Genomic DNA, 22,877 nt, shown 5'->3' with positions numbered 1-22,877 from the left:
CGGCAGGTCTGCGGTGCGGCTGTCCGCGGGAGGGGCGGCAGGTCTGCGGTGCGGCTGTCCGCGGGAGGGGCGGCAGGTCTGCGGTGCGGCTGTCCGCGGGAGGGGCGGCAGGTCTGCGGTGCGGCTGTCCGGGGGAGGGGCGGCAGGTCTGCGGTGCGGCTGTCCGCGGAACGCTCAGTCGGACTCAGGGCCCGCCTGGACGGAAGGTTCGCCCAGGCGGGCCAGGGCATCCTTGGCCTGACGCACCCGCGGTGGTGAGAACCACGGGTTGATCTGAAGCGCTTCCCTCAAGTGCCGCCGGGCGGACCCGTACCGCTCCAGCGACCGCTCGATCATCCCCCGGTGGAACACGTACAACGCACTCCGCACACCCCCGCCCTCCGTCCCCTCGGTCGCCCGCACGGCGAAGGGCAACGCCTCCTCGTGCTCCCCCGCCCGGTGCAGCGCCCACCCCAACGCGTCCGCCACCTCCGTCGACGGCCGCCGCTCCCACACCTCCCGAAGCCGCCGCACGGCACCGACCGCATCCCCGTGATCCGCCTCGAACCGCCCCAGCACCAACGACTCGTCACCCCCGTGCGCCGCGGCCACCCGGACCCGCTCCCGCACCACCCCGTACTGCACCCCCGCCGCCTGCTTCAGCCCCAGCGACTCGTACAGCTCACCCAGCTCCAGCGCGTACTCCGGCCGGGGCTGCTTCACCAGCGCCACCCGGTACGCGCTCAGCGCCTCCGTCGTCCGTCCCAGTGCGGCCAGCGCCCTGCCCTGCCCTGCCTGTGCCGCCCGCTGGTCGGGGTCGATCCGCACCGCCTCCCGGAAGTGCCGCAGCGCGTCCTGACGGTCGCCGCGCTCCCAGGCGAGCTGCCCGGCCCGCTCCAGGTACGCCGCCCGCTCGGCCGGCTCCCCGGCGGCCGACGCCGCGTCCGCCAGCTTGGCCGCCGCGTCCTCCCGCCAGCCCCGGTCCCGGTACACGGCCGCCGCCCGCGCCATCACGGCGGGGCCGGAGCGCAGCTCCTTCAGCCTCTCCAGCAGCTTCCCCGTCTCCTCGTCGTCACCGAGCCCGGCGGACGCCTCGATCAGCAGCGGGTACGTCGTCCACCGCTCCGGCTCCAGCTTCCGCGCCGCCTCGCCCCACTTCCGCGCCCCCGCGAAGTCCCGCCGCGCGTTCGCCAGCGCGGCCAGTCCCCGCAGCGCCGGGGCGTTCCCCTTCGCCCGCACTTCCAGCGAGGTGCGCAGCGCCTTCTCGGCCCGCGGCCAGTACGCCGGGTCCGCCAGCCGCAGCCCCTGCTCCACCCGGGCCGCCCCGAGCACCGCCCAGGCCTCCGCGTCCCCCGGACGCTTCCGCACCCGCCGCTCGCGCTCCTCGACCAGCGCCTCCAGGTCGGGCAGCGCGGCCGGCACCCCGCTGGTGACCGCCGCCAGCGCCCGCGCCCCCGGATCCGGCGCGGGCGGCGCCTGCTGCTCCCGGGGCAGCAGCACCAGTACCCCGCCGAGCACCGCGCACCCGGCGACCGAGGCGATCAGCGCCCGCCGGCGCACCCGCCGGCGGGGCTCAGGTGGCTTGTCGTCCGTGGCGCACACAGTCATGGCGCACACTGTGCGTCACACCCCGCGTACGTACGATGATCACACCCCGATGTGACGCACGTGCCTCCGTGGGGTTCACACCGATGGCCCCCGGTGCGACGCTGTGATCATGAGCCGTATCGAAGCGCGACGCGATGAAGACACGGTGGCGGCCGGCCCTCTCGTCGACCGGCTGCTCGGCGGCCTGCCCCCCGAGGCCGTCCTCACCGACCCCGACGTCACGGCCTCCTACGCCAACGACATGGCGAGCTTCTGCCCGGCCGGCAGCCCCGCGGTAGTGGTCCTGCCGCGCACGGTCGAGCAGGTCCAGCACGTCATGCGCACCGCCACCGGACTGCGCGTCCCCGTCGTCCCGCAGGGCGCCCGCACCGGCCTGTCCGGCGCCGCCAACGCCACCGACGGCTGCGTCGTGCTCTCCCTGACGAAGATGGACCGCATCCTGGAGATCAGCCCGGTCGACCGGATCGCCGTCGTCGAACCCGGCGTCGTCAACGCCGAGCTCTCCCGCGCGGTCGGCGAGCACGGCCTGTACTACCCGCCCGACCCCTCCAGCTGGGAGACGTGCACCATCGGCGGCAACATCGGCACCGCGTCGGGCGGACTGTGCTGCGTGAAGTACGGGGTGACGGCCGAGTACGTCCTCGGCCTCGACGTCGTCCTCGCCGACGGCCGTCTGATGTCCACCGGCCGCCGCACCGCCAAGGGCGTCGCCGGGTACGACCTGACCCGCCTGTTCGTCGGCTCCGAGGGCTCCCTCGGCATTGTCGTCCGCGCGGTCCTCGCCCTGCGGCCCAGGCCGCCCGAGCAGCTCGTGCTGGCCGCCGAGTTCTCCTCCTCCGCCGCCGCCTGCGACGCCGTGTGCCGCGTCATGGCCGGCGGCCACGTCCCCTCCCTCCTCGAACTCATGGACCGTACGACCGTCAAGGCCGTCAACGACATGGCCCGCATGGGCCTCCCGGAGTCCACCGAGGCCCTGCTGCTCGCCGCCTTCGACAGCACCGACCCGGCGGCCGACCTCGCCGCCGTCGGCGCGCTGTGCGAGGCCGCGGGCGCCACCCAGGTCGTGCCGGCCGAGGACGCCGCCGAGTCCGAACTGCTGCTCCAGGCGCGGCGGATGTCCCTGGTCGCCCTCGAAGCGGTCAAGGGCACGACGATGATCGACGACGTGTGCGTGCCCCGCTCGAAGCTCGGCGAGCTCATCGACGGCGTCGAGCGGATCGCCGAGAGGCACCGGCTCACCATCGGCGTCGTCGCCCACGCCGGCGACGGCAACACCCACCCGACGGTCTGCTTCGACGCGACGGACCCGGAGGAGTCGCGGCGGGCCCGCGCGTCCTTCGACGAGATCATGGCGCTCGGCCTGGAACTCGGCGGCACCATCACCGGCGAACACGGGGTCGGCGTGCTGAAGAAGGAGTGGCTGGCGCGCGAGATCGGCCCCGTGGGACTGGAGATGCAGCGGGCCGTCAAGCAGGTCTTCGACCCGCTGGGCATTCTCAACCCGGGCAAGCTCTTCTGAACGGGAAGATGCCCGAAAGGGGTGGGGTCCGGCCGGACGGGCGGTCAGGTCCCCGCTCGTCTGATAGATGTGGTTCCCCCCGACCCACCCATCGAGCAGATACGGGACGACGGACATGAGCGCCCCAACCCCGGCCCCCGGCGACGACAGGCCCCGCGAAGGGTATTACCCGGACCCGTCCATTCCTGGATACGTCCGGTACTGGAACGGTGCCTCCTGGGTACCGGGCACGAGCCGTCCGGCACCCAAGGACGGCGAGCTGCCGGCACCGCCGCCCGGCGCGGGCCCGGCGCGGCCCTCCGTCGAGGAGACCGGACCGCACTTCTTCGACGAGGACCCCGTCGGGGAACCGTCCCCGGCCGGGTCCCAGCACGGCAGCCGGCCCGAGCCCGCCTCGGCGTGGGGCGCCGACCGCTCCCACCAGACCGGCTTCGGCGGCGACCAGGACCGCAAGGTGTCCTGGGGCGCCGACCCGAGGGTGCGGCACGCGGCCCCGCCTGCCGCTCCGTCCGCGCCGGAGGCCGGGCCCGCGGGCGCGGACACCCCGGGCGAGCAGGCCGCGGCCGGTTCGGGCAACACCTTCGTGTTCCGCAGACCGGCGTCGGCGCCGAATCCGCGGCAGGAGGCCGGGGCCTCCGACGGAGAACGCGCGGACGAGGGCACGATGACCTTCCGGGCCGTCACCCCGCGCACGGGACAGGGGCCCACGGGGCCGCAGACGGGCTCCGCCGCCTCCGGGCGGCCCGGGTTCGGGGCCGGGAAGGCGGCAGCCGCACGGGCCGCCGCTGCCGCCACGGCGCCGTCCGGACCCCAGCAGACCACCGCCCCGGCCGTACCCCCGCAGACCGTGCCTCCACGGACAGCACCCCCGCAGGCCGTGGGCGCGCTCCTGACGAGCGGTGCCGGCGGGGGGCAGTCCTCCTGGGCGCAGCAGGTGCACCGGCTGGCCGGTGGCGAGGAGCCGCCCGTCGCGCCCTGGAAGCCGCCCGTCGAGGACGTGTTCCAGGCCGCCGCCCGGCGCCAGGCCGCGGCCCGCCCCGCCGCGCTCGGCAGGCGGCTGGCCGCCCGGCTGCTGGACACCGTCGTCCTCGGCGCCGTCACCGCCGTGGCCGCCGTGCCGCTCGGCATCCGGGCCATGGACCACATCGACGCGAAGATCGAGGCGGCCAAGCTGTCCGGCGAGACCGTCACCGTCTGGCTGCTCGACGGCACCACCTCCGTCCACCTCGGCATCGTCCTCGCCGTCCTCCTCCTCGCCGGTGTCCTCCTGGAGGTGCTGCCGACCGTCAAGTGGGGCCGCACGCCGGGCAAGAGGCTGCTGGGCATCGAGGTGCGGGACATCGAGGGGCACGAGGCGCCGGCCTTCGGCGCGGCCCTGCGCCGCTGGCTCGTCTACAGCGTGCCCGGACTGCTCGTCGTCGGGGTCGTCGGCGTCCTGTGGTGCCTGTTCGACAAGCCCTGGCGCCAGTGCTGGCACGACAAGGCCGCGCACACGTTCGTCGCCGCCGGCTGAGCCCTCGTCACCCGTACCGCCGCGGCTGCCGCCGAAGCCGCTACTCCGGACGGCCGCTCGCCGGATGCGGGTCCGGAGGGTTCACGGTCGACTCGGGGGCATGACCACCGAACCGCCCCCCGGCTCCGGCCGGCAGCCGCCGGACGACGACCCGTTCAGGAAACACCCCCCGCCGGGCGGCCCCGACACCCCGGGACCCGGCTCCCCGTACGACACCCCTGGCGGCCCGCCCCCGCCGACCGGAGGCGGCGGGCCCTACGGCGGAGGCGGCGGCCCCTACGGCGGTGGTGGGCCCTACGGGGGACCCCCCGGCCCCACCGACCCCCTCGCCGGCATGCCCCCGCTCGCCGACAGCGGCAGGCGCACGCTCGCCCGCGTCATCGACATGATCCTCGTCGGCATCGTCGTCTGGCTGCTCACCTGGCCGTTCGGGGTCAGCGAGTACGACGTCGACGGCAACGACATCAACGTCGGCAACTCCTTCACGCAGTCCCTCATCGCCGCGGCCCTCTACATCGCCTACGACACCTTCATGACCGCCCGGGGCGGCCAGACCCTGGGCAAGAAATGGCTGCGCATGCGGGTGGCCGACCTCGCCGACGGCTCGAACCCCTCCGTGCAGACCGCGCTGATCCGCGCCCTCGTGCTGTGGCTGCCGTTCGCGTTCTGCTGCGCCTGCGTGTGGACCGCGATCGCGGGCGGCTGGAGTTTCTTCGACCGGCCCTACAAACAGGGCCTGCACGACAAGGCGGCCAAGACCGTGGTGGTCAGCACCGGATGAGGGTCAGGACGCCGCGCGCTCCCGCACCGGCTCGCGGGCCGGAGGGGCGACGGTGGCCCGTACCGGCTGCACCGGCCGGCCCGGCTCCGGGGTGGCGGGCCGGTCCACCACGGCGGGCCGTACCACCGCGACGGGCCGCCGGGGCCCGGGGAGCGGGACCGTCATGGCCACCAGCAGTCCGAGGGCGAGCGCCGAGACGGCGACGATCGCGACGCCCACGACCGAACTCGCTCCGGACAACAGCAGCATGGCGAACGTCGAGAAGATCACGGTGCACGAACCGTAAGCGAGCTGAGCGACAGTCGGACGGGGCATGGCCATCGTGTCCTCGGGAGTCGGGGGGCTGTCCGCCTGGCTTTCCACCGGTTCAGGGCGGTTTTGCCAAACGACTCTAACCGCGAGCGTGCCCGAGGGGAACGGACGGTAAGCGTGACCTGACCGACAGGGCCGGTGCACAGGGGGCGCACGGATTCATGGCGTCCATCAAGTGGACGGTTGTACGCGCCCGTTCGGGTTCGGGCCGGTGTGTCCGGTAAGCGGACCACGACTCCGCATAGTGCAGTTGAACTGTTCAAGTCAAGGTCTGTTTTTTCTGGCGAACCTCTAGTCAAATGTCGTCACTTGACTACACGCGTTGATCACGTGCGTGCGGGACCTTCCACAGACGGAACCTCCTTCGGCCGCGCGTACGCACGCGGGAGGGGATCTCAAGTGATCAGTAGACCCTGGACGTTCAGAGCGGCCGCGACGGGCGTGGCCCTCGCGGCGGTTACCGCCACCTGCTCTGCGTTCACCGTGGCCCAGGCCGACTCGGCTGACAAGGCCGAGCGTCCCAGCGCCGTGGACCGGCACGACCCGGCGGAGCACAACCACGTCGAGCACGACCTCGAGGGGCCGCTCTCCAAGACGCAGGAGGCCCAGCGGGAAGAGGCGCTCAACCAGGTCATATCCGGTAAGGCTTCGGTCAAGAACCGCGACGGTTCGAAGGTCGTCCAGCTCAAGAGCAAGAAGGGCGACAGCAAGTACGTAGAGCTCGGCCGCGAGAAGACCGACAAGATCTTCACGATCCTGGTCGAGTTCGGTGACCAGGTCGACAGCCGCTACGGTGGCGACGCCGGCCCGCTGCACAACCGGATAGCCGAGCCGGACCGCAAGGTGGACAACTCCACGGCCTGGCAGGAGGACTACGACCAGCAGCACTTCGAGGACCTGTACTTCGGGTCCGGCAAGGGCGTCGACTCGGTCAAGACCTACTACGAGAAGCAGTCCTCCGGCCGTTACTCGGTCGAGGGCGAGGTCTCCGACTGGGTCAAGGTCCCGTACAACGAGGCCCGTTACGGCAACAACGCCTGCGGCGACACCAACTGCCCGAGCGTGTGGAACGTCGTCAGCGACGGTCTGAACGCCTGGGTCGCCCAGCAGCAGGCGGCCGGCCGCACCGACGCCCAGATCAAGGCGGACGTCACCCGCTTCGACGAGTGGGACCGTTACGACTTCGACGGCGACGGCGACTTCAACGAGCCCGACGGCTACATCGACCACTTCCAGATCGTGCACGCCGGCGAGGACGAGTCCGCGGGTGGCGGCGTCCAGGGCACCGACGCGATCTGGGCCCACCGCTGGTACGCCTTCGGTACCGACGCCGGCGCCACCGGCCCCGAGCAGAACCGGCTCGGCGGCGCGCAGATCGGCTCCACCGGCATCTGGGTCGGCGACTACACCGTCCAGCCGGAGAACGGCGGACTCGGCGTCTTCGCCCACGAGTACGGCCACGACCTCGGTCTGCCGGACCTCTACGACACCGCGGGCGGCGAGAACTCCACCGGCTTCTGGACGCTGATGTCCTCCGGTTCCTGGCTCGGCACCGGGAAGAAGGAGATCGGCAACCTGCCCGGCGACATGACCGCCTGGGACAAGCTGCAGCTCGGCTGGCTGAACTACGACAAGGCCAAGGCCGGCGTCGACTCCTGGCACAAGCTTGGTGTCGCCGAGTACAACACCAAGCACAAGCAGGCGCTGGTCGTCGAGCTGCCGAAGAAGGCCGTCACCACCGAGATCATCCCGCCGGCCGAGGGCAGCACCCAGTGGTGGAGCGGCAGCGGTGACAACCTCAAGAACACGCTGAGCCGTTCGGTCGACCTGACCGGCAAGTCGTCCGCCGCCCTCACCTTCGACGGCTGGTACGACATCGAGGCCAACTACGACTACCTCTACACCGAGGTGTCCACCGACGGCGGCGCCAACTGGACCGCCATCGACGGCACGGTCGACGGCCAGCCGATCCCGCGCGACGGCAGCGACAAGCCGGCCCTGCACGGCACGCTCGACGGGTACAAGAAGTTCGCGTACTCCCTCGACGCCTACGCCGGCCAGAAGGTCGACCTGCGCTTCCGCTACCAGTCCGACGGCGGCGTGGCCCTCAAGGGCTTCACGGCCGACCAGATCACGGTGACGGCGGACGGCACGCCGGTCTTCTCCGACAACGTCGAGAGCGCGGACGCCGCCTGGACGGCGAACGGCTTCACCCGCCAGGGCGCGTCCTTCACCAAGGACTACGCGCAGTACTACATCGCCGAGAACCGCCAGTACGTGTCGTACGACAAGACCCTCGAGGTCGGCCCGTACAACTTCGGCTACACGTCCCGCCCGGACTGGGTCGAGCACTACGCGTACCAGAACGGCCTGCTGATCTGGAAGTGGGACACCTCCCAGGCGGACAACAACACCAGCGAGCACCCGGGCACCGGTCTGGTCCTCCCGATCGACTCGCACCCGACCGCGCTGAAGTGGTCCGACGGCACGCTGATGCGCAACCGCGTCCAGACCTACGACGCGCCGTTCAGCACGTTCCGCACCGACGGCATGACGCTGCACAAGGCGGACGTGGCGAAGTGGATCCCGTCGTCGAAGGGTGTGTCGGTCTTCAACGACCGCACGAACACCTACTACGACCCGGAGAACCCGCGCGGCGGTGTCAAGGTCACTGACACCAACACGAAGATCAAGATCACCAAGGAGGCCAGGGACGGCTCGACCATCGAGCTCGAGGTTGGCCCTGCGGGTAGGTAAATAGCATCTTCGCAGGTCAGAGCGTGATCGGCGGTGACCCCCTGGCGGGTCACCGCCGATCCGTGTTTAGGTGCCTCCTGTGGCTCTCTTATTGACACCAGTGGACACGGGGGTATGACCGCATGGCCGCAGGAGGTTTCTGCAAACTGCCGAACGGCACGGTGGTGGTGGCACTGAACCTGCCCAGCCCCGCCGCCGACGCACCCGCCGGGGTCCGCGTCCTCGTCCACGCCCGGAACCGCGCCCGAGCCCTGACCAGGCTCCGCAACCTGGGCCTGCGCTCCGTCTACCTGCGAGGCAACGCCGCCCCACCCACCCCCGACGAGATCACCGCGGTCCTCCACCACCCCGACGGCCTCATATGGCGCACGACCCCCGACACCGCCGCCCTGACAGTGGAACTCTGGCACCCCATAAAAGCCCTGCTCAGACGCCCGGCGACCCCCGCGTAGCCGCAGGCAGCCGCACCGCGTAGCCGCGGGCAGTCGTGCCGCGCAGCCGCGGGCAGTCGCACCGCGCAGCTACGGGCAGTCGTGCCGCAGGGCGGCACGGGTGGGCGGTGGGGGTACCTCCCGCTCGAGCGAAGCCGAGAGTGGGGGAGGCACCCCGCAAACGCCGGGCTGCGCGACACCCCCCGGCCGCCCCCCACAGACCCTCACCGCACGACGGGCTTCCCCGACAACTCCACCCCCGCCGAGCGCAGCTCCTCCAGCGCACGCTCAGTGGTCTCCGACGCCACTCCGGCCGTGAGATCGAGCAGCACCTGCGTACGGAACCCCTCCCGCGCCGCATCCAACGCGGTCGCCCGCACACAGTGATCCGTGGCGATCCCCACCACATCCACCTCGTCGACCCTCCGCTCCCGCAACCACTCCGCCAACGGCACCCCGTTCTCGTCGGCCCCCTCGAACCCGCTGTAAGCGGCCGAGTACGCCCCCTTGTCGAACACGGCGTCGATCGCCCCCGAAGTCACCGCGGGGGCGAAGTTCGGATGGAACCCGACCCCCTCCGTCCCGGCGACACAGTGCGCGGGCCAGGACCGTACGAAGTCGGGGTCGTCGGCGAAGTGCCCGCCGGGCGCGACGTGGTGATCGCGGGTGGCCACCACGTGCTGGTACCCGCCGGCCGAGGCGGCCTGTCCGATCAGCTCGGTGATGGCGGCGGCCACATCCGCCCCGCCGGCCACGGCGAGGCTGCCCCCCTCGCAGAAGTCGTTCTGCACGTCAACGACGATCAGTGCGCGGCGCATGGTCGGTGTCCTTCGACTGTGGGATCGGGTGGGGTCGGGTGGGGGGCGGGCCCGGCCGGGTGAACCTCCGAGCCTATTGAATCGCGGACGGCGCGGACAGGGGCGCGGCAGGGCGGGCGGAAGCCCCCGCCCGCGAAACGGGAGCCACGTCCCGCGCAGGGGGGCACGCTTTCAACTACCCGACGGCCCGTGCGCGTACTCCGTCGGAAGGACGGGTTCCCCCCGGGAGAGCTGGGTCGCGGACAGCGGCAGACCCGCGCGGGCCGCCGCGTGCCGGTCGCGGACCACGTCCAGCGGCTCACGCGCGATCACCTCGCCGCCCTCGACCAGCGGTACCAGGAGCTGCCGCCCGGCCAGCCCGTCGGGCACCGCACCGGTGCCGACCACCTCCGCCTCGGCGACGCCGTACTCGTCCAGCCGCCGCGCGGCCCACTTGCGGCCGCCGACGGAGGTCTTCCCGCCGCTGGACTTCTTCGCCACCGGCACCAGCGGGGCCTTCGGGTCGGTGGACTCCGCGCGGGCGACCAGCTTGTACACCATGGAGGCCGTCGGGTGCCCCGAGCCGGTCACGAGCTGGGTGCCCACCCCGTACGCGTCCACGGGCGCCGCCGCCAGCGAGGCGATGGCGTACTCGTCCAGGTCCGAGGTCACGATGATCTTCGTACCGGTGGCTCCCAGCTCGTCCAGCTGCTGCCGTACCCGGTGCGCCACCAGCAGCAGGTCCCCGGAGTCGATCCGTACGGCGCCCAGCTCCGGCCCGGCGGTCTCCACGGCCGTACGGACCGCCTCGGCCACGTCATAGGTGTCCACCAGCAGCGTCGTACCGCTGCCGAGGGAGTCGACCTGGGCCCGGAAGGCGTCCCGCTCGCTGTCGTGGAGCAGGGTGAAGGCGTGGGCGGAGGTGCCCACGGTGGGGATGTTGTAGCGGAAGCCGGCCGCCAGGTCGGAGGTGGTGGCGAAACCGCCGATGTACGCGGCCCGGGCGGCGGCCACCGCCGACAGCTCGTGGGTGCGCCGGGCACCCATCTCGATCAGCGGCCGGTCCCCGGCGGCGGACGACATCCGGGAGGCCGCGGCGGCGATCGCCGAGTCGTGGTTGAGGATCGACAGGATCACCGTCTCCAGGAGCACGCACTCCGCGAAGCTGCCCTCGACCCGCATGATCGGCGAGCCCGGGAAGTACACCTCCCCCTCGGGATAGCCCCAGATGTCACCGGAGAAGCGGTAGCCGGACAGCCAGTCCAGGGTCTCCTCGTCGACGATGTCCTTCTCGCGCAGGAACCGCAGGACGCCCGGGTCGAAGCGGAAGTTCTCCACCGCGTCCAGCACCCGCCCGGTGCCGGCCACCACGCCGTAGCGGCGGCCGTCCGGCAGCCGCCGGGTGAAGACCTCGAACACGCTGCGCCGCCCGGCCGTGCCGCCCTTCAGCGCGGCCCGCAGCATCGTCAGTTCGTACTGGTCAGTGAAGAGTGCCGTCGACGGGACATCCACCGGCAGCCCAAGGTCCGCTGTGTTCATACCGGGGATGCTATCCCCATTTCGTCAGTTTGACGATTTCAGTTCACGGGGCCGGAACAGCGGGCCGGTTTGTGCGACCACCCCCCTGCGGTGGCAGCATGGGCTGTGTGACGTCACCCGCGCCCCTGGAGATCGAACGCACCGAATCGGCGGAGGAGGCCTTCGCCGTACCCGAGCCCGACGTCCCGTGGGTCACCATCGTCCACAACGACCCGGTCAACCTCATGAGCTATGTGACGTACGTCTTCCAGTCGTACTTCGGCTACAGCAAGGACAAGGCCACCAAGCTCATGCTCGACGTCCACCACAAGGGCCGGGCGGTCGTCTCCAGCGGTACCCGTGAGGAGATGGAACGCGACGTCCAGGCCATGCACGGCTACGGCCTGTGGGCCACCCTCCAGCACGACCGGAAGTGACCGATCCGGACATGACCCGCCCCCGCCCGCAGGACCGGAAGCAGCGAATCGCCGCCATGCCAGGAACCTTCGAACCGCTCCCCGGCGGCGGCGCGGCCGTCGCCCTCGACGACGTCGAGATCTCCATCATCCGGTCCCTGGCCGTGCAGATGATGGAGCTCATCGGCCCCGGACCCGCAGAGGACGCCTCCAGCGACCCGCTCGCCGAACTCTTCGCCGAGGGCCCGAGCGAACCCCCGTCCGACCCCGTACTTCGCCGCCTCTTCCCGGACGCCTACGGCGACCCCGAGGGCACCCCGGGGGCCAAGGAGGCCGAGGAGCGGCGGGCCCACTCCGCCGAGTTCCGCCGCTACACCGAGAACGACCTGCGGGCCGGCAAGCGCGACAACGCCCTCGCGGTGATCCGCTCCCTGGACGCGCTCACCCCGGCCGGGGAGGGCGGCGCGGTGCTGGAGCTCTCGCCGGACGCGTCCCGCCAGTGGCTCGGCGCCCTCAACGACCTGCGCCTCGCGATCGGCTCCCGCCTGGAGATCAGCGACGAGGACGACAGCGACCTCCTCTTCCACCTCCCCGACGAGGATCCGCGCAAGCCGATGGTGATGGCGTACCTGTGGCTCGGCGGACTCCAGGAGACCCTCGTCACCACCCTCATGCCGTAAATTTGCCCCATGTATCCGGAAAGATCCTCTGATCTGTTCGCTCAGAGGAACCTCAAGTCCGAATAACGATCCCGTCACCGCCCCTGCGGTTTTGCCCCGCAAGGGCGGTTTCATGTGATCTGCATCACTCGATGTCAGGTAAACGGCGTGGTAAGAATCGGCAACTCGCTTGCGGCCCACCCCTCGCCGTGATCGGGGAAGCCGGTCACCGCCGGTGTGTACGACCAGCACGACAAGAGGACGACGGCCCCGGTTCACGGGCCGCCGCCCAACGCCGTCGCCGAACGGGACGTGGGTCCCGCCCACATCGCCCCCCGCTCCGCTGCGCACGCCAGCACGTCCCCGCGCCACCGAGGAAGTTCGATGTCACTCGACTCCATCACCACCACCATTGACGACGCCGTCAGTGATTTCTTCGACCCTGTCGCGACCACAGTCGGCGACATCGTCTTCTACACCGTCCCGGTCGGAGGCGCGGACCTTCCGCTCATCGTCGCCTGGCTGGTGATCGCCGGTCTGGTCTTCACCGGCTGGTTCGGCCTCGTCCAGGCACGCAAGATCAAACTCGCCCTCGACGTCGTACGGGGCAAGTACGACGAGAAGGACGCGCCCGGCGAGGTCAACCACTTCCAGGCCCTGACCGCCGCCGTCTCCGGCACCGTCGGCCTCGGCAACATCGCCGGTGTGGCCGTCGCCGTCTCCATCGGCGGCCCCGGCGCCACCTTCTGGATGATCCTCTGCGGCCTGCTCGGCATGGCCACCAAGTTCGTCGAGGTCACCCTCGGTGTGAAGTACCGCGAGGAGCACGCCGACGGCACCGTCTCCGGCGGCCCCATGCACTACCTGCCCAAGGGCCTCGCCGAACGCTTCGGCCGCGGTGGCGCCAAGCTCGGCAAGGTGCTCGCCGTCCTGGCGTCCGCCATGATCCTCTTCTTCGGTCTGTTCGGCGGCAACCTGTTCCAGACCAACCAGAGCTACGCGCAGATCTCCTCCACCTTCGGCGGCGAGGACGGCTTCATGGCCTCCTCCGCGGGCGCCGTGCTGTTCGGCCTGGTGGTGGCCGCCCTGGTCGGCCTCGTGCTGCTCGGCGGCATCCGCTCCATCGCCTCCGTCACCAGCCGACTGGTCCCCGCCATGGCGATCATGTACGTCGTGGCCTGTCTGATCGTCATCCTGACGAACATCACCGCCGTGCCCGACGCGATCGGCAGCATCTTCCAGGGCGCCTTCGAGGCGGACGGCGTCGCGGGCGGCGTCATCGGCGCCCTGATCGTCGGCTTCCAGCGCGCCGCCTTCTCCAACGAGGCCGGCATCGGCTCCGCGCCCATCGCCCACTCCGCGGTCAAGACCAAGCACCCCGCCAGCGAGGGCCTGGTCGCCCTGCTCGAGCCGTTCATCGACACCGTCATCGTCTGCACCATGACCGCGCTGACCATCGTCATCGCGGCCCCCGCCAGCTGGGACGAGGCCCGCCAGGGCGAGAGCATCGGCGGCGTCACCATCACCTCCGACGCCTTCGAGACCGTCCTGCCCTGGTTCCCGCACCTGCTGACCGTCGCGGTGCTGCTCTTCGCCTTCTCCACGATCCTGACCTGGGGCTACTACGGCCTCAAGTCCTGGACGTACCTCTTCGGCCGGAGCAAGGTCAGCGAGATGACGTTCAAGGTGACCTGGAGCGTGTTCGTGGTCGCGGGCTCCCTGCTCTCCCTCGACTCGCTGATCAGCCTCGCGGACTCGGCGCTCTTCCTGCTCTCCGTGTTCAACATCATCGGCCTCTACCTGCTGGCCCCCGTGGTCAAGCGCGAGCTCAACTCCTTCCTGGAGTTCGTCCGCCGCCGCAACAGCGGCGAAGCGGCGGACACCCCGTCCGAGACGGCCGACTCCCCGGCGACCAAGTCGTCCTGACCCCCCGGACAGGACCTCTGTCCGTCCCCACCAGGACGCCGGCCGCAGGAAGTGCTCGTGGCACCCCCTGCGGCCACCCGCTCAAAGCGTCCGGCATACGGGCCGTTCCGTACCACCCCTCGGTACGGAACGGCCCGTCTGCTTATCCTGAGCCCCATGCTGACCATCACCCAGGCCCTGTACGACCAGATCGTCGCCCACGCGCGCGAGGACCACCCCGACGAGGCGTGCGGCGTGGTGGCGGGCCCGGTGGGCGCCGGCCGCCCCGAGCGCTTCATCCCCATGCTGAACGCGGCCCGCTCGCCCACCTTCTACGAGTTCGACTCCCAGGACCTGCTGAAGCTGTACCGGGAGATGGACGACAACGACGAGGAGCCGGTGGTCATCTACCACTCCCACACCGCGACCGAGGCCTACCCCTCCCGCACCGACATCTCCTACGCCAACGAGCCCGGCGCCCACTACGTCCTGGTCTCCACCGCCGACACCGACGACGCCGGCGAGTTCCAGTTCCGCTCCTTCCGCATCCTGGAAGGTGAGGTCACGGAGGAGGAGGTCAAGGTCGTGGAGGCCTACTGAAAAGGGCCCGCCGAACCGGCCGACACGGACCCGATCTCGCATCCCGGAAGAAAGGTGTCCGAAGCGTGAGATCACACTCCGGGGACCGGTCCGGGAATCGATACGATGACCGCATGGTTCTCCACGACGTGAGCGAAAAAGCGCCGGGCACACTGCTCGTGGCGCGGCTGCACGTCGACCTGTGCAGGCTGAACAGCGCCATCTGTTGATCTTCCGCTGCCGCCGTGGGCCGTGAGCCGCGGCGAACTGCCGCGCGCCCCCGCGTGCCCTGACGAACCCACGACAGACACTTCCGACAGGAGCCCTCAGCCATGGCCATCGAGGTCCGCATCCCCACCATCCTCCGCCAGTACACCGACGGTCAGAAGGCGGTGGAGGGCACCGGGGACACCCTCGCCGAGCTCTTCACCGACCTCGAGACCCGGCACACCGGCATCCACGCCCGCATCGTGGACGGCGAGCAGCTGCGCCGCTTCGTCAACGTCTACCTCAACGACGAGGACGTCCGCTTCCTGGACGGCATCAACACCAAGCTGTCCGACGGCGACAACGTCACGATCCTGCCGGCCGTGGCCGGCGGTATGGCCTGATCGGCGATGCGTTACGACTCCCCGCTGGCCGCGGTGGGCAACACCCCCCTGGTGCGCCTGCCGCGGCTCTCGCCGTCCGCCGACGTCCGGATCTGGGCGAAGCTGGAGGACCGCAACCCCACCGGCTCGGTCAAGGACCGCCCCGCCCTGTTCATGATCGAACAGGCGGAGAAGGACGGCCGTCTCACCCCCGGCTGCACCATCCTCGAGCCGACCAGCGGCAACACCGGCATCTCCCTGGCCATGGCCGCCAAGCTCAAGGGCTACCGCATGGTCTGCGTGATGCCCGAGAACACCTCGCAGGAACGCCGTGACCTGCTCGGCATGTGGGGCGCGGAGATCATCTCCTCCCCGGCCGCCGGCGGCTCCAACACCGCCGTGCGCGTCGCCAAGGAACTCTCCGCCGAACACCCCGACTGGGTGATGCTCTACCAGTACGGCAACCCGGACAACGCCGGCGCCCACTACGCGACCACCGGCCCCGAGATCCTCGCCGACCTCCCCTCCATCACCCACTTCGTGGCCGGCCTCGGCACCACCGGCACCCTCATGGGCGTCGGCCGCTACCTGCGCGAGAACAAGCCCGACGTGAAGATCGTCGCCGCCGAACCGCGCTACGACGACCTCGTCTACGGCCTGCGCAACCTCGACGAGGGCTTCGTCCCCGAGCTGTACGACGCCTCCGTGCTCACCACCCGCTTCTCCGTCGGCTCCGCCGACGCCGTCACCCGCACCCGCGAACTCCTCCAGCAGGAGGGCATCTTCGCCGGCGTCTCCACCGGCGCCGCCCTGCACGCGGCGATCGGCGTCGCCAACAAGGCACTCAAGGCCGGCGAGAGCGCCGACGTCGCCTTCGTCGTCGCCGACGGCGGCTGGAAGTACCTCTCCACCGGCGTCTACACCGCCACGACGACCGAAGAGGCCATCGACACCCTCCAGGGCCAGCTCTGGGCGTGACACCCCGCGCACGACGAGGGGCCGGAGAGCAGCGTCTCCGGCCCCTCACGCGTTCCCGGAGCCGTCCCGACCGCCGCCCCGCCGCCTCCGGGACCGGTGCCCCCGCCCCCACCCGTCGACGAGCGCGGAGACGAGCGCGAGCAGTACCACCGCGGCGAGCGCGAGCCACCAGGCCGTGTTCATGCCCCGACCGTACCGGCGCGCACCACCGCCGCGCGCCCCTCCCGGCCACGGCGCGCCCCTTCCAGCCGAACCGGTGACAGCACAGGTGAGTTCGCCCACAACGGACCCTGGCGGAGGAGCGACCACAGGTTTCGCGCCTTACGCTCGACAAACCGCACGACCCCCGTCTCTCCACACCCGCCAGCGGAGGTTTCTGCTTCATGAAGCTCACCGTCGTCGGCTGCTCGGGGTCGTTCCCGTCCGCGGAATCGGCCTGCTCGAGCTACCTCGTCGAGGCCGACGGCTTCCGGCTGCTCCTCGACATGGGCAACGGCGCCCTGGGCGAGCTGCAGCGCCACTGCGGTCTCTACGACCTCGACGCGATCTTCCTCAGCCACCTGCACGCCGACCACTGCATCGACATGTGCGCCTACTTCGTGGCGCGCTACTACCGGCACGACGGCGGCCGCTGCGCCCCCCTGCCGGTCTACGGCCCCGAGGGCACCGAGCACCGGCTCACCACCGCCTACGCCGACACCCCCTCGGCCTCCTCCATGAGCGAGGTCTTCGACTTCCACACGGTCAAGCCGTCCACCTTCGAGATCGGCCCGTTCCTCGTCCACACCGAGCGCGTCGCGCACCCGGTCGAGGCGTACGGCATCCGCATCGAACACGGCGGCAGGACACTGACGTACTCCGGCGACACGGGCGTCAGCCCCGCGCTCGACGACCTCGCCCGCGACGCCGACCTCTTCCTCTGCGAGGCCGCCTTCACGCACGGCAAGGAGGACATCCCCGACCTGCACCTCAACGGCCGCGAGGCGGGTGAGACGGCGGCCCGCGCGGGCGCCCGCCGCCTGATCCTCACCCACATCCCCCCGTGGACCGACCCCCGGATCAACCTCACCGACGCCCGCGCGGCGTACGACGGCCCGGTGGGACTGGCGGCGCCGGGGGCGACGTACGAGATCTGAGCACGCCGGGCGCAAAGGTGAGGGCCCCGGAACCGACTCGGTTCCGGGGCCCTCACCGTCGTACGGGGACGGCTCACGCCTTGGTGAGGTCCTCGACCTCCTCCTCGGGCTCGCGGCCCGGGGTGGTCAGGTTGAACTTGACGATGGCGAAGCGGAAGACCACGTAGTAGATCGCCGCGAACACCAGACCGATCGGGATGATCAGCCAGGGCTTGGTCGCCAGGTTCCAGTTGAGGAAGTAGTCGATCGCGCCGGCCGAGAAGCTGAAGCCGTGGTGCACGCCCAGCGCCCAGGTGACGGCCATCGAGATGGCGGTCAGCACGGCGTGGATGACGTACAGCACCGGCGCGATGAACATGAACGCGAACTCGATCGGCTCGGTGATGCCGGTGACGAACGAGGTCAGCGCGAGGGAGACCATCATGCCGCCGACGGCCTTGCGGCGCTCGGGACGGGCACAGTGGGTGATGGCCAGGGCGGCGGCCGGCAGGGCGAACATCATGATCGGGAAGAAGCCCGTCATGAACTGGCCGGCGGTCGGGTCGCCGTGGAAGAAGCGAGGCAGGTCACCGTGCCAGACGGCACCGGCGGAGTCCTTGAAGGAACCGATCTCCTGCCAGGCCACCGTGTTGACGAACTGGTGCATGCCCACCGGGAGCAGCGCGCGGTTGATCGCGCCGAAGATGCCCGCGCCGACCGCGCCGAGCCCGGTCATCCACTCGCCGAAGTCGGTGATGACACCGCCGATGGGCTCCCACACCAGGCCGAACAGGACACCGACGGCGGTGCCGATGAACGCCATCAGGATCGGCACGAGGCGGCGGCCGTTGAAGAAGCCCAGCCAGTCGGGAAGCTTGGTGCGGTGGTAGCGCTGCCAGACGACCGCGGCTATCAGGCCCATGATGATGCCGCCGAAGACCTTCGGGTCGTTGTAGGTGGCGGCGACGTCGGCACCCTTGGTGACCTTGGCCTCGGTGATCGGGAAGGCGGTCAGGACGTTCTTGTAGACGAGGAAGCCCACCAGCGCGGCGAGGGCGGTGGAACCGTCGGCCTTCTTGGCGAACCCGATGGCGATGCCGACGCAGAACAGCAGGGGCAGGTTCGCGAAGACGGCGTCACCGGCGGTGGCGAACACGTCCGCCACCTTGCCCCAGCCCAGGCCGTCCTTGCCGAAGACGTCCGGCTGGCCGAGGCGCAGCAGGATGCCCGCCGCCGGCAGCACGGCGATCGGGAGCTGAAGGCTGCGGCCGACCTTCTGCAGGCCCTGGAACAGGCCGGATCCCCGCTTCTTCGCGGGGGCCGCCGAGGCGGTGGCGGTGCTCATACTTCCTCCATCGGTGGTGGTCTACACCACTAGTGGTGTAGACCTGTTGTAGCACGATGAAGGCCACGTAAGGAACCCGCGAATCCCGCTACCGCCGGGCTACGCACGGTGCCCGCCCGGTACCGTCGGCCGGAACCTTCCGCAGGCACACCGAAGAGCCCCCGGACCGCGAGGTCCGAGGGCACGAACAGCCGCCTCCAGCCTAAGCAATCACGCCTTCGTCGCGTCCTCCACCTCCTCCTCCGGCTCCCGCCCCGGAGTCCTCAGGTCGAACCGCGTGATCGCGAAGCGGAAGACCACGTAGTACACCACCGCGAAGCACAACCCGATCGGAACGATCGCCCACGGCCGCGTCGCCAGGTTCCAGTTGATGACGTAGTCGATCAGCCCCGCCGAGAAGCTGAACCCGTCCTTCACCCCCAACCCCCACGTCACCGCCATCGACACACCCGTCAGCACCGCGTGGACCACGTACAGCACCGGCGCGATGAAGAGGAAGGAGTACTCCAGCGGCTCGGTGATGCCGGTCACGAACGACGTCAGCCCCACCGACAGCATCAGACCGCCCACCTCCTTGCGCCGGTGCGGCTTCGCACAGTGCGTGATCGCCAGCCCGGCGGCCGGCAGCGCGAACATCATGATCGGGAAGAAACCGGTGGTGAACTGGCCCGCGGTCGGATCGCCCGCCAGGAACATGTTGATGTCACCGTGCACCACCGTGCCGTCCGGCTTGGTGTAACTGCCGAACTGGAACCACATCGGCACGTTCAGGAACTGGTGCAGCCCGATCACCAGCAGCGCCCGGTTCGCCACACCGAACACACCCGCACCCCACGCGCCCAGGTCGCTGAGCCAGTCGCTGAAACTCTCCAGCCCGTCACCGATCGGCGGCCACACCCACAGACACAGCGCCGCGAACACGATCGCCACGAACGCCATGATGATCGGCACCAGACGCCGCCCGTTGAAGAACCCCAGCCAGTCCACCAGCCTCGTACGGTGGAACCGCTGCCAGAAATACGCCGCCATCAACCCGATGACGATGCCCCCGAACACCCCCGGATTCTGGTACGTGAACGCCGTCACCGTCCCGTCGGCCACCCGGCAGCCCACCAACGGCACCGCCTTCGAACCCTCCGGACAGTCCTCCGGGAACTGCCGCAGCACGTTGAAGTAGACGAGGAACCCCACCACCGCCGCCAGCGCCGTCGACCCGTCCGCCTTCTTCGCCATCCCGATGGCCACACCCACACAGAACAGCAGCGGCAACCCCAGCGAACCGTCCAGCAGCGCACCCCCCGCGCCCACCATCACCCTGGAGACGTCCGTCCAGCCCAGACCCTCGTCCCCGAACACGTCCGGCTGCCCCAGCCGGTTCAGGATGCCCGCCGCCGGCAGCACCGCGATCGGCAACTGCAGACTCCGCCCCATCTTCTGCAGACCCTGGAACAAACGGTTCCAGCGCTCCCGCGCGGGAGAGACCGCGCCCCCGGCCCCGGCGGCACTCCCGGCACTCATCCGGTCCCCCTCGACGAAAGCGGTGACGACGGGTTTGGCGGCAGTCCACCCGGTGGTGTAGACCAGTCCGAGGGACGGTTCCGCCGTCGTGACGCCATCGTCCGGCACCCACGACAGAACCGCTCGCAAAGATGGGCCAACTGTGGGTTACTGCGACAAAGCGGTTCGGATCAGGGAGAACGAACATGGCCACCAAGGCTGAGAAGATCGTTGCCGGGCTCGGCGGCATCGACAACATCGAAGAGGTCGAAGGCTGCATCACCCGCCTCCGTACCGAAGTCGTGGACCCCGCCAAGGTCGACGAAACCGCCCTCAAGGCCGCCGGCGCCCACGGCGTCGTCAAGATGGGCAGCGCCATCCAGGTCGTCATCGGCACCGACGCCGACCCCATCGCGGCGGAGATCGAAGACATGATGTGAAGCCCACGCTTCACCCAGGGGCCCCACCCCACCGAGGGAGGGGCCCCTTCCCCGTGCGGCGCTTGAGCACACACCGCTGACGCTAGGCTCAACGCCATGTCTCGAATCGACGGCCGCACCCCCGAACAACTCCGCCCGGTCACCATCGAACGCGGCTGGAGCAAGCACGCCGAAGGCTCCGTCCTCGTCTCCTTCGGCGACACCAAGGTCCTCTGCACCGCCTCCGTCACCGAAGGCGTCCCCCGCTGGCGCAAGGGCAGCGGCGAGGGCTGGGTCACCGCCGAATACGCGATGCTGCCCCGCGCCACCAACACCCGCGGCGACCGCGAATCCGTCCGCGGCCGCATCGGCGGCCGCACCCACGAGATCAGCCGCCTCATCGGCCGCTCCCTGCGCGCCGTCATCGACTACAAGGCCCTCGGCGAGAACACCATCGTCCTCGACTGCGACGTCCTCCAGGCCGACGGCGGCACCCGCACCGCCGCCATCACCGGCTCCTACGTCGCCCTCGCCGACGCCGTCGCCTGGGCCCAGGGCAGGAAACTCGTCAAGGCCGGCCGCAAGCCCCTCACCGGAACCGTCAGCGCGGTCTCGGTGGGCATCGTCGGCGGCGTGCCACTGCTGGACCTCCGCTACGAGGAAGACGTCAAGGCCGACACCGACATGAACGTCGTCTGCACCGGCGACGGCCGCTTCGTCGAGGTCCAGGGCACCGCCGAGGCCGAACCCTTCGCCCGCGACGAACTCAACGCCCTCCTCGACCTCGCCGTCACCGGCTGCACCGAACTCGCCGCCGCCCAGCGCGCCGCACTCGACACCGTCCTCGAAAGGTAAAAGAAACACCAAGGCAGCCGGCCGACGCGGGCAACCGCGCCGGCCGCCGCCGCGTCTGAAGGAGTACGGGCGCACGGATCGACCCCGGGCGCCCGGCCAACGACCAGGGCCGCCAGACGGCCCGACAAGGGGAGGAACCGTTCCATGGCCGCGAGCCGCCGACGCCGCACCGCAGCCGTCGCCGCCACCCTGGCGGCCGTCGCGCTGACCGCCGGACTCACCACCGGCTGCGACGCCGTCGACAAGGCACTGGACTGCGTCCAGACCGCCGACGCCATCGCCGACAGCGTCACCGACATGCAACAGGCCGTCGAGAACGCCGGCAACGACGTCACCCAGCTCGAGGAATCCCTCGAGTCCATAGACAAGAACCTCGGCGAAATCGGCGACAAGACCGACAACGCCGACGTCGGCAAGGCCGTCGACGACCTCGAGAAGGCCGTGGACAACGTCCGCACCTCCATCCAGAACGGCGACGAAACCCCCGACATCAGCCCGGTCACCGACGCGGCCGGCGAACTCACCAAGGTCTGCACGCCGTAAGGACCCGTGCACGGGCCCGGGGATACTGGGCCCATGACCCGCCTGATCCTCGCCACCCGCAACGCCGGAAAGATCACCGAACTGCGCGCGATCCTCGCCGACGAGGGCCTGCCCCACGACCTCGTCGGCGCCGACGCCTACCCCGACATCCCCGACGTCAAGGAAACCGGCGTCACCTTCGCCGAGAACGCCCTGCTCAAGGCCCACGCCCTGGCCCGGGCGACCGGCCTCCCCGCAGTGGCCGACGACTCCGGCCTCTGCGTGGACGTCCTGGGCGGAGCCCCCGGCATCTTCTCCGCCCGCTGGTCCGGCACCCACGGCGACGACAAGGCCAACCTGGACCTGCTCCTCGCCCAGCTGTCCGACATCGTGGACGAACACCGGGGCGCCCACTTCGCCTGCGCGGCGGCCCTGGCGCTCCCCGACGGCACGGAGCGAGTGGTCGAGGGCCACCTGACGGGCACCCTCCGCCACACCCCGGCCGGTACGGGCGGCTTCGGCTACGACCCGATCCTCCAGCCGGAGGGCGAGACACGCACGTGCGCGGAACTGACGGCGGCCGAGAAGAACGCGATCAGCCACAGGGGCAAGGCGTTCCGGGCACTGGTGCCGGTGGTGCGGGAACTGTTGGGCTGAGTACGGGAGAGGGGTCGTCCATATGACGACCCCTCTGTGTGTGCGGCCGATGGGAGTCGAACCCACATGGGCAAATGCCCCGAGGCACCTAAAACCTCTGCTTATACCATTCAGCAACGGCCGCG

Annotated in this window: 24 protein-coding genes and 1 tRNA gene; 17 read left to right on the top strand and 8 right to left on the bottom strand. The window is 70.6% G+C overall.

The features are described from left to right. Nucleotides 1-174: 174 nt before the first annotated feature. Nucleotides 175-1,587, bottom strand: a complete 1,413-nt coding sequence (locus tag ACIA6T_RS31070; protein WP_399449842.1) for a tetratricopeptide repeat protein — start codon at nucleotides 1,585-1,587, stop codon at nucleotides 175-177. Between the two features lie 103 nt (nucleotides 1,588-1,690). Here ACIA6T_RS31070 and ACIA6T_RS31065 point away from each other — a divergent pair, with 103 nt between their 5' ends. The 3 genes from ACIA6T_RS31065 (at nucleotide 1,691) to ACIA6T_RS31055 (ending at nucleotide 5,400) form a co-directional block, all read left to right on the top strand. Next, nucleotides 1,691-3,106 (top strand): FAD-binding oxidoreductase, encoded by a 1,416-nt coding sequence (locus ACIA6T_RS31065; RefSeq protein WP_399449841.1) that lies wholly within the window; start codon nucleotides 1,691-1,693, stop codon nucleotides 3,104-3,106. Between the two features lie 115 nt (nucleotides 3,107-3,221). After that, on the top strand, nucleotides 3,222-4,619 hold the full coding sequence (locus ACIA6T_RS31060) for an RDD family protein (protein ID WP_399449840.1): 1,398 nt from the start codon (nucleotides 3,222-3,224) through the stop codon (nucleotides 4,617-4,619). Between the two features lie 100 nt (nucleotides 4,620-4,719). Next, nucleotides 4,720-5,400: an RDD family protein gene (locus ACIA6T_RS31055; RefSeq protein WP_399449839.1), complete on the top strand. Its 681-nt coding sequence runs from the start codon at nucleotides 4,720-4,722 to the stop codon at nucleotides 5,398-5,400. A 3-nt stretch (nucleotides 5,401-5,403) separates the two neighbouring features. Here the strand turns inward: ACIA6T_RS31055 and ACIA6T_RS31050 are convergent, their stop codons facing one another. After that, nucleotides 5,404-5,721: a hypothetical protein gene (locus tag ACIA6T_RS31050; protein WP_399449838.1), complete on the bottom strand. Its 318-nt coding sequence runs from the start codon at nucleotides 5,719-5,721 to the stop codon at nucleotides 5,404-5,406. A gap of 390 nt (nucleotides 5,722-6,111) precedes the next feature. Here ACIA6T_RS31050 and ACIA6T_RS31045 point away from each other — a divergent pair, with 390 nt between their 5' ends. After that, nucleotides 6,112-8,469, top strand: a complete 2,358-nt coding sequence (locus ACIA6T_RS31045; RefSeq protein ID WP_399449837.1) for an immune inhibitor A domain-containing protein — start codon at nucleotides 6,112-6,114, stop codon at nucleotides 8,467-8,469. Nucleotides 8,470-8,591: 122 nt separating this feature from the next. Next, complete coding sequence (locus tag ACIA6T_RS31040) at nucleotides 8,592-8,921, top strand: hypothetical protein (RefSeq protein ID WP_399449836.1); 330 nt, start codon at nucleotides 8,592-8,594, stop codon at nucleotides 8,919-8,921. 203 nt (nucleotides 8,922-9,124) lie between these two features. On the opposite strand, the gene ACIA6T_RS31035 is transcribed toward ACIA6T_RS31040, so the two are convergent. Both ACIA6T_RS31035 and ACIA6T_RS31030 read right to left on the bottom strand, forming a co-directional pair. Beyond that, the gene (locus ACIA6T_RS31035) at nucleotides 9,125-9,718 is read right to left on the bottom strand and encodes an isochorismatase family protein (RefSeq protein ID WP_399449835.1); all 594 of its coding nucleotides are present in this window, start codon (nucleotides 9,716-9,718) and stop codon (nucleotides 9,125-9,127) included. Between the two features lie 171 nt (nucleotides 9,719-9,889). Next, the gene (locus ACIA6T_RS31030; protein ID WP_399449834.1) at nucleotides 9,890-11,236 is read right to left on the bottom strand and encodes a nicotinate phosphoribosyltransferase; all 1,347 of its coding nucleotides are present in this window, start codon (nucleotides 11,234-11,236) and stop codon (nucleotides 9,890-9,892) included. Between the two features lie 98 nt (nucleotides 11,237-11,334). Here ACIA6T_RS31030 and clpS point away from each other — a divergent pair, with 98 nt between their 5' ends. The 7 genes from clpS to ACIA6T_RS30995 all read left to right on the top strand — a co-directional run bounded on the left by clpS (nucleotide 11,335) and on the right by ACIA6T_RS30995 (nucleotide 16,342). Then, on the top strand, nucleotides 11,335-11,652 hold the full coding sequence (gene clpS / locus ACIA6T_RS31025) for an ATP-dependent Clp protease adapter ClpS (protein ID WP_073931623.1): 318 nt from the start codon (nucleotides 11,335-11,337) through the stop codon (nucleotides 11,650-11,652). A 56-nt stretch (nucleotides 11,653-11,708) separates the two neighbouring features. Beyond that, a complete protein-coding gene (locus ACIA6T_RS31020; RefSeq protein WP_399449880.1) occupies nucleotides 11,709-12,311 on the top strand; it encodes a DUF2017 domain-containing protein in 603 nt (200 codons plus the stop codon). 363 nt (nucleotides 12,312-12,674) lie between these two features. Beyond that, nucleotides 12,675-14,216: an alanine/glycine:cation symporter family protein gene (locus ACIA6T_RS31015; protein ID WP_399449833.1), complete on the top strand. Its 1,542-nt coding sequence runs from the start codon at nucleotides 12,675-12,677 to the stop codon at nucleotides 14,214-14,216. A 156-nt stretch (nucleotides 14,217-14,372) separates the two neighbouring features. Continuing rightward, a complete protein-coding gene (locus ACIA6T_RS31010; protein ID WP_399449832.1) occupies nucleotides 14,373-14,795 on the top strand; it encodes a Mov34/MPN/PAD-1 family protein in 423 nt (140 codons plus the stop codon). Nucleotides 14,796-14,908: 113 nt separating this feature from the next. Then, nucleotides 14,909-15,004: a putative leader peptide gene (locus tag ACIA6T_RS31005; RefSeq protein ID WP_324617155.1), complete on the top strand. Its 96-nt coding sequence runs from the start codon at nucleotides 14,909-14,911 to the stop codon at nucleotides 15,002-15,004. A gap of 102 nt (nucleotides 15,005-15,106) precedes the next feature. Next, a complete protein-coding gene (locus ACIA6T_RS31000; RefSeq protein WP_073931626.1) occupies nucleotides 15,107-15,385 on the top strand; it encodes a MoaD/ThiS family protein in 279 nt (92 codons plus the stop codon). A gap of 6 nt (nucleotides 15,386-15,391) precedes the next feature. After that, nucleotides 15,392-16,342, top strand: a complete 951-nt coding sequence (locus ACIA6T_RS30995; RefSeq protein WP_399449831.1) for a PLP-dependent cysteine synthase family protein — start codon at nucleotides 15,392-15,394, stop codon at nucleotides 16,340-16,342. A gap of 45 nt (nucleotides 16,343-16,387) precedes the next feature. Here the strand turns inward: ACIA6T_RS30995 and ACIA6T_RS30990 are convergent, their stop codons facing one another. Beyond that, complete coding sequence (locus ACIA6T_RS30990; protein ID WP_399449830.1) at nucleotides 16,388-16,525, bottom strand: hypothetical protein; 138 nt, start codon at nucleotides 16,523-16,525, stop codon at nucleotides 16,388-16,390. 200 nt (nucleotides 16,526-16,725) lie between these two features. On the opposite strand from ACIA6T_RS30990, the gene ACIA6T_RS30985 reads away from it, so the two are divergent. Further along, complete coding sequence (locus ACIA6T_RS30985; RefSeq protein ID WP_399449829.1) at nucleotides 16,726-17,478, top strand: MBL fold metallo-hydrolase; 753 nt, start codon at nucleotides 16,726-16,728, stop codon at nucleotides 17,476-17,478. Between the two features lie 73 nt (nucleotides 17,479-17,551). Here ACIA6T_RS30985 and ACIA6T_RS30980 read toward each other — a convergent pair whose 3' ends face one another. Beyond that, nucleotides 17,552-18,802, bottom strand: a complete 1,251-nt coding sequence (locus tag ACIA6T_RS30980; protein WP_399449828.1) for a PTS transporter subunit EIIC — start codon at nucleotides 18,800-18,802, stop codon at nucleotides 17,552-17,554. Nucleotides 18,803-19,012: 210 nt separating this feature from the next. Then, nucleotides 19,013-20,320, bottom strand: a complete 1,308-nt coding sequence (locus tag ACIA6T_RS30975; RefSeq protein ID WP_399449827.1) for a PTS transporter subunit EIIC — start codon at nucleotides 20,318-20,320, stop codon at nucleotides 19,013-19,015. A 185-nt stretch (nucleotides 20,321-20,505) separates the two neighbouring features. On the opposite strand from ACIA6T_RS30975, the gene ACIA6T_RS30970 reads away from it, so the two are divergent. The 4 genes from ACIA6T_RS30970 to rdgB all read left to right on the top strand — a co-directional run bounded on the left by ACIA6T_RS30970 (nucleotide 20,506) and on the right by rdgB (nucleotide 22,752). Further along, complete coding sequence (locus ACIA6T_RS30970) at nucleotides 20,506-20,739, top strand: glucose PTS transporter subunit EIIB (protein ID WP_010039992.1); 234 nt, start codon at nucleotides 20,506-20,508, stop codon at nucleotides 20,737-20,739. Between the two features lie 96 nt (nucleotides 20,740-20,835). Then, on the top strand, nucleotides 20,836-21,573 hold the full coding sequence (gene rph / locus ACIA6T_RS30965; RefSeq protein WP_399449826.1) for a ribonuclease PH: 738 nt from the start codon (nucleotides 20,836-20,838) through the stop codon (nucleotides 21,571-21,573). A gap of 144 nt (nucleotides 21,574-21,717) precedes the next feature. Next, a complete protein-coding gene (locus ACIA6T_RS30960) occupies nucleotides 21,718-22,116 on the top strand; it encodes a hypothetical protein (RefSeq protein WP_399449825.1) in 399 nt (132 codons plus the stop codon). A 33-nt stretch (nucleotides 22,117-22,149) separates the two neighbouring features. Next, entirely contained in the window at nucleotides 22,150-22,752 is a 603-nt protein-coding gene (gene rdgB / locus ACIA6T_RS30955; RefSeq protein WP_399449824.1) for an RdgB/HAM1 family non-canonical purine NTP pyrophosphatase, read from the top strand. Between the two features lie 41 nt (nucleotides 22,753-22,793). On the opposite strand, the gene ACIA6T_RS30950 is transcribed toward rdgB, so the two are convergent. Continuing rightward, nucleotides 22,794-22,876, bottom strand: a tRNA-Leu gene (locus tag ACIA6T_RS30950). Between the last annotated feature and the right edge of the window lies 1 nt (nucleotide 22,877).

Source organism: Streptomyces sp. NPDC051740 (genome assembly GCF_044453165.1).
Taxonomy (GTDB): domain Bacteria; phylum Actinomycetota; class Actinomycetes; order Streptomycetales; family Streptomycetaceae; genus Streptomyces; species Streptomyces atrovirens.
Note: the sequence above shows the minus strand (reverse complement) of the source record. Positions and strands in the feature narration are given on the sequence as shown.